7 protein-coding genes are annotated in these 5,108 nt (G+C 64.0%); 5 read left to right on the forward strand and 2 right to left on the reverse strand.

Translation table 11 applies throughout. The annotated features are described in order from the left end of the window. A partial coding sequence (locus WBV89_RS18315) for a hypothetical protein (RefSeq protein WP_423982769.1) occupies window positions 1-263 on the reverse strand: 263 nt, incomplete at its 3' end. A 405-nt stretch (window positions 264-668) separates the two neighbouring features. Here WBV89_RS18315 and WBV89_RS18320 point away from each other — a divergent pair. The 3 genes from WBV89_RS18320 to WBV89_RS18330 all read left to right on the forward strand — a co-directional run bounded on the left by WBV89_RS18320 (window position 669) and on the right by WBV89_RS18330 (window position 1,736). Next, window positions 669-902 (forward strand): type II toxin-antitoxin system ParD family antitoxin, encoded by a 234-nt coding sequence (locus WBV89_RS18320; protein ID WP_423982770.1) that lies wholly within the window; start codon window positions 669-671, stop codon window positions 900-902. Between the two features lie 4 nt (window positions 903-906). Beyond that, window positions 907-1,233, forward strand: coding sequence for a type II toxin-antitoxin system RelE/ParE family toxin (locus WBV89_RS18325; protein WP_423982771.1), 327 nt, complete (start codon window positions 907-909; stop codon window positions 1,231-1,233). A gap of 218 nt (window positions 1,234-1,451) precedes the next feature. After that, window positions 1,452-1,736 (forward strand): YunG family protein, encoded by a 285-nt coding sequence (locus WBV89_RS18330; RefSeq protein ID WP_423982772.1) that lies wholly within the window; start codon window positions 1,452-1,454, stop codon window positions 1,734-1,736. A 220-nt stretch (window positions 1,737-1,956) separates the two neighbouring features. Here the strand turns inward: WBV89_RS18330 and WBV89_RS18335 are convergent, their stop codons facing one another. Then, a complete protein-coding gene (locus WBV89_RS18335) occupies window positions 1,957-2,895 on the reverse strand; it encodes a virginiamycin B lyase family protein (RefSeq protein ID WP_423982773.1) in 939 nt (312 codons plus the stop codon). 539 nt (window positions 2,896-3,434) lie between these two features. On the opposite strand from WBV89_RS18335, the gene WBV89_RS18340 reads away from it, so the two are divergent. After that, window positions 3,435-4,316, forward strand: coding sequence for a discoidin domain-containing protein (locus WBV89_RS18340; RefSeq protein WP_423982774.1), 882 nt, complete (start codon window positions 3,435-3,437; stop codon window positions 4,314-4,316). Window positions 4,317-4,658: 342 nt separating this feature from the next. Then, window positions 4,659-4,955 carry a hypothetical protein gene (locus WBV89_RS18345; protein WP_423982775.1) on the forward strand — a complete coding sequence of 99 codons (297 nt, stop codon included), beginning with the start codon at window positions 4,659-4,661 and terminating at the stop codon, window positions 4,953-4,955. The last annotated feature ends 153 nt before the right edge of the window (window positions 4,956-5,108 follow it).

Below are 5,108 nucleotides of genomic sequence, written 5' to 3' on the forward strand. Positions count from 1 at the left end.
CATTTCAAGTATCCGAGAACTCGACCCGCGAGATGTCGTCGACGTTCGACGAGGCGATTCTTCGAGCGCCGAATCCGCCAGCGGAACGACCGACCGGTCAGCACTCGTTTCCAGAGCGGAACGACGACTCCGTCGGTGCCGGCGCCGCGATCAGCAACGAGTGCGGGTCGAACGTCACGATCCTGGGCTCCTCGCGGCGGGCGCGGCTCGTCGGATGCAACCAACCGATCGCCGAGATGCCAGTGGAACTCAGGCTTCGTCATACGGCAGTGTCGGGTCGTCCGGCAACGCAGCGCCGGTGAGCAGTCCTTCGATCGTACTATAGGGCTGCGACGGACGACTGATTCCAATGTGTCGGACCCACCGGCCGGCGTCGCCGCGACGAAACAGTCCTGGGACGCTGATCAGCGGCAGGTGGAACGGCAACGAATTCCAAGTGGGAACCAATCTCTTCGCTGACGGACAATGTTCGAGCCTCGGACTCTAGTGCCGTGTCAGGCAACGTTTGCCCCGATGTCGGCTGTCCGCTAACCGGCGTTGTGGGACGCCCGTCAGAGCGCCGAGGTGCCGATCGCGAGCGGTCTGCCGCTGGCCGCCGACGTGGAGATATGCGCTACTACGGTGATCAGCGAATGACAAGGTTTGCCAAGTCAACTAGTGTCTTGGCCATGACCACGATGAACGTGTCGCTGCCCGACGAGCTGAAGATCTTCGTCGATGAGCGGGTATCTCACGACGGATACGGATCGACCAGCGAGTACGTCCGCGATCTGATCCGACGCGATCGCGAACGAGGCCACCTCCGCGACCTCGTCCTCAAAGGCGCAAACTCCGGCCCCGGTGTTGTCGCCGACGCCGCCTACTTCGACGCACTGCGTCAACGCCTCTCGACAGAGGCCTGAGCACGTGGCGGCGAAGCCGGTCCAGTTCCGAGAACTCGCAACACTCGATCTCGAATCAGCCAGCAGCTACTACGCCGCCGAAGCCGACGTCGCAACAGCCGTCCGCTTCGTCGACGCGGTCGAAGCCGCAGCACGACGGATCAGTCGAAACCCTCGTCTCGGATCGCTCCGGTTCGCATACGAACTCGCTGTTCCGGACCTCCGGGTCGTCGCAGTCGGCAGATTTCCGTACCTGTTGTTCTCCTTGGAGCGCGAAACTTCAGTCGACGTCTGGCGACTTCTCCACACCAGCCGAGACATCCCAGCCAGCCTGCAAGATCCCAACACCTGACCCGGGTTTGTGAAGCACGATCACGAGCGGTCACCCGAGCGCCGAGGTGCCTGATCAAGAGCGCTCTGGACCACCCGTGGTGTCCGGCATTTCCGAGCGGTCTCGGCATCCATTCTCGGGGGCGTGCCGATGGATCTCGATGTTCTCAGAAGGTCTATCCGGGCGAGTTGGATGGCCGACACGAGTGACGACCCCGACGAGTGGTCTGCCTCCAATCCGTGCGGGGCCAGTGTGCTGTCACAGCGAAGGTCGTTCAGGACTACCTCGGCGGAACGTTGCTGATCGCGCCGGTCCTGAAGAACGGTGAACCCGTTGCAGCGCATTGTTGGAATGTGCTGCCGGATGGGGCGCACGTCGCTCTGACCGCAGACCAGTTCGGCGGACCGTTTGAACTCGGCGACGCAGTGGAGCGAGAGCGTGTCGTTGATCACACCGGGGTGAATCGTCATCACCTGCTCGCGGAGCGAGTCCGGCGGAAGCTGCCGACCGACGTGGCCGACTAACCCTTCAGACAGCCGCACATTCCCGAGAGGGGTCAGCGATCGAAGCGTGCCGCGATGGGCAGGGTTGGCGAGTCGAGTGACGCGAGTGAAATGCGTGCTCCCGATTGGCATCGCTTCGGGATGGACCTTGGAGCGCGCTCGTTCGCCAAGCGGTGAGATCATCGGAACGCAGGCCGGGTACAGGCGTCAGCCGATGATGATGCTGGCTCCGTGACGCTGTTCAACCCGCAGCGCGGATCACGACCAGGGAGTCGTTGGCGGACTCGGCGCCCCAGATCTCGCCTGGGCGGCCGAGGATCTGGCGGACCTCGCTGGGTTGGCCGGGAAGGGGAAAGGTGTCGAACGTCTCGGTGGCGGGGACGAAGCGATGGAGGGCGTTGCCGTTGAAATCACTCACCCAGACTTGGTCGAGTTCGTCGACGTAGACCGCGTACGTGGAAGGATCGGGTCCCGGGAGCGGCCATTCGGTCCACTCGTCGGTCTCGGGGATGTAGCGGCTGAGTTGTCCGCTGTTCCACTCGCTGACCCAGATGGCGCCGGTGGAGTCCGACCAGACTCGGCGGGCACCCTGGTCGGCGGTCGGTGGGTCGAGCGCGACGACGGCACCATCGGGTGAGACGGCCCCGACGTAGCTGCCGGCGAGGGAGGCGAAGTAGATGTCACCGTCGGGCGTAGCGGTGATGCCGTAGGGGCCAGGGCCACGTGGGGCATCGAAGACCTCGACCTTGCCGACAGAGGGGTCGAAGCGACCGTAGATGCCGTTCTGGCCGGTGAACCAGAGGATGCCGGCGTCATCGAAGGCGGCGGTGTTGAGGTTGGCGTTCGGTGATCCTGCAGGCAGCGGATAGACGGTGACCTCGTCATCGGCAGGGTCGACGCTGACGATCGCGTTCAGGCCGCCGTCGGTGATCCAGGCCAGGCCAGCGTCGTCGACGATGACGCCGTGCGGTGCGCTGCCGGCTCCCAGTGGGATATGGCGGGTGTCGCCGGTCTCCGGGTCGAGGTAGCCCAGGGCCTCGGCGCGCTGTGCGGTGTACCAGACGCCACCATCGAGCGCCGGGGCGACGTCGTGCGGCCGCGACCCAGCCGGGACGGGGAACGACACGATCTCCAATCGTTCGGCGCGGGTCGGCTGCAGCTCGAAACTGGTGCTCGGCATGGGATCCGGGCCGACCGTAGTCTCAGGCTCTCGGATCGATGTCGAAGGGGCCGACGTGGCGGTGACCGCCGGCTCCTGTTCAGCGACGTCGGCCGTGGCGATTGTTCGCGCTGGGTCGTCGACCACGGCATCGTCATTGTCAACCGAACAGGATGCCGCCACGAGCGCGATTGCAAGAATCGCAACAGCGGCCTTGCTGGTACGTCGTCGTGGTATGGGCACCTGGCCAGTCTGGCCGTTTTCAGCGTGCGAGGTGATTCGCCCCCCGGGCACCGCCATTCCCGAAGCCAGGTAGTCGAGCGCGATCTCGCGCACCCGACCGAGCGCTGAGGTGTCTGATTGAGACTGGTGGTGCGTTGCGGCGGCGTTGTCGAGTGGGTTGCGCCGAACTACTGGGCGAGAAGAATTCTTGAAAGCAGTAGAGGGCGCGTTCACTTGTGTCGGGGCTCGTACCCAGATCCTTAAGGTTTCGGTTGGGGGATCTGTTTCTGGAAAGTCATACCGTCTGACATCCTCTCTGTCTCTCTCTCGGAGTCTTGATGAACCCTCAATTCACCCGCCGATCCGTTGTCACCGTCGCCGCAGCCTCCGCGGTACTGGCAGCCTGTGGCGGATCGTCCGATGGCGACGACATCGCCGCCGATGGGGGCGATGGCGGCGATGCGGCATTTGGCCAGTTGCTGCCGTTCAGCCAGGTCCAAGCAAACGAGTTCACCTTCGAAGCCGACCCCAGCGACCCCGGCCGGGGCATCTTCCGAGTGCGCACGACGGTTCCGATGATCTGCGCCATCGTGTGGGGCGAAACCGAGGAATTCGGCAACTTCAACAACAGCCTGGCCATGAACGGGACGGGAATCACGGAGCACGACGTCAGTCTGCCCGGCGCAACGGCGGGGCCGACCTACTTCTTCCGCGTCCAGGGCACGACCGCCGACGGAAACCAGTACCGGTCCGAACTCGGCACGTTCACGATCCCGGCGATCGAGTCCGACGGCGAGTCCGTCGACCCGAGCACCCGAGGCGACAACCTGTCGGCGAATGCAACTGTCGCAGAGGTCAGCTCGGTCTTCGGGCCCGGCTTCGAAGCCGAGAACGCAATCGATGGCGACACGAACACCGAGTGGTCCAGCGGTGGAGACGGCGACAACGGCTTCATCGTCATCGACCTTGGCTCCGAGCAGGACATCGGCGGCGTCGAGTTCCTGTCGCGTTCCATGCTCGACGGTTCCGCGACCACAGAGACTTTCACCGTGTCGATCGGTGACGACTCGTTCGGTCCGTTCGGCGCCGGCAACCCGGCAAACCCTCGCTTCACCGAACTGACAGCGACCGGTCAGCTCATTCGTTTCGACGTCGAGGCCTCCACGGGCGGCAACGTCGGCGCCATCGAGGTCAACATCTACGCGCCCGTCGGTTCCTGACGACGAACAGCTCCTCGCGTGTCCGCGTGCTGTAGTTGGCCGAGTTCATGATGCCGAACGCGACACGAGGCCGCTCTTCGAGTGGAACGATCTGGAGTGGGCAGACGAGCAAAGACGTGCCTGATTGAGTCGACTGGTGCGTTGCGGCGGTTGTCGTAGCGTCGATGGTGCCGGCCGGTTGACTCTCTCAGTGCCTGCCGCCTGCTGGGTTGGCTTTGTATCGACCTGCCAGCCGGCCGGTGTCCATCGGCTGGGGTGTGGCTCGAAAGAGGCGCGATCAGATCGACTCGAATCAGGAGTGCCCACCTCGGTCCCCATCACCGAGAGAAAGGCGATTCTGCCATGTCCATCACCATCGGGATCGACCCTCACAAGGCGTCCCACACCGCAGTCGCGGTCGATGACTTCGAGACCGTCATCGACGAGATCTGCATCCGTGCCTGTCCATCACAAGCTGTGCTGTTGCGCGAGCTGCGGGCTTCGCTGGTACGCACGTTGAGCACCGGTCGTTCGCAGAAGAACGATCCGAACGACGCCCGATCGGTCGCGATCGCAGCACTGCGAGCGAACGATCTGGCTGCAGTGTTGCCCCGACGATCACACCCGCATCTTGCGGTTGTTGGGCAAGCGGCATCGTGACCTCGGACGTCAGAAGAACCTCGAGAGCAATCGGCTCCACGCCCTGTTGTTGGAGATGTTCCCCGGCGGCGCCGACTTCAAGATGTCATCGATGACCAGGGTCAACGCGCTCTTGGATCGCTTCTCACCGACCGACTCGATGAGCCGCCAGCG

Origin of the sequence: Ilumatobacter sp. (assembly GCF_049588435.1) — a bacterium.
Classification (GTDB): Bacteria; Actinomycetota; Acidimicrobiia; order Acidimicrobiales; family Ilumatobacteraceae; genus Ilumatobacter_A.